The sequence below is a fragment of the Candidatus Pelagibacter communis genome (assembly GCF_001179945.1).
Lineage (GTDB): Bacteria > Pseudomonadota > Alphaproteobacteria > Pelagibacterales > Pelagibacteraceae > Pelagilacustribacter > Pelagilacustribacter ubique_A.
In genome coordinates, this window is sequence record NZ_CVSG01000050.1 from 1 (window position 1) to 820 (window position 820).

At 26.8% G+C, this 820-nt stretch carries 1 protein-coding gene; it reads left to right on the forward strand.

Annotation, left to right across the window (positions count from 1 at the left end; genetic code table 11):
* On the forward strand, positions 1-731 hold a 731-nt coding region (locus AMN78_RS01150; RefSeq protein ID WP_075533780.1), incomplete at its 5' end, for an ROK family protein.
* Positions 732-820: the final 89 nt, after the last annotated feature.

Here is an 820-nt window from a genome sequence, read left to right on the forward strand (position 1 = left end):
ATGTAGGTATATGTCATCCTGGAGCGGTAGATAAAACTACAGGATTAATTAAAAATGCACATAACTCTCAATGGCTAAATAATAAAAATTTGATAAAAGATTTAAAATTAAAAATGAATAATAATTTTCTTTCAGAAAATGATGCTAATTGTTTTTGTTTATCTGAGGCTTTTGACGGATCAGCTAGTCATTATGAAACAGTGTTTGGAATTATATTAGGATCAGGTTGTGGTGGTGGACTAGTAATAAATAAAAAAATAATATCTGGAGCAAATGGTTTGGGAGGAGAATGGAGCTTAAATCAAATGCCACTTACAAATACATCGAACTTAAAATCTGATAAGATTTTAGATTTTTCAAATAGATTAGAAGGTTATCTATCTGGTAAATCAATAGAGAAAAGATTTAATGAAAAATATAATGAAAATATTTCAGCGAAAGAAATTTTTAGCAGATATAGAAAAAAGGATTCTAACTCCACTTTATTTATAAATGAATATAAGGATATTTTAGCAAGATGTTTGGTAATAATTGTAACAACTCTTGATCCAGATGCTATTGTTTTTGGTGGTGGAATTTCTAATGAAATAGATTTTTTAGATCAAATTAAAAAGAAAACATCATCATTTATAAATGAACCTAATCTTAAAACAGTATTTTTAAAACCAAAGTATGGAGACGCTAGCGGTGTAAGGGGTGCTGCTATTTTGAGTAGACAAAATTCTATTTAGTAATTGAATTTATTTCTTTATTAGAAAAAAATTTTGGTTTTTCACATGTTGTTTTGAAATGAAATTTTTTTCTAGTTCTAGCTGATTTA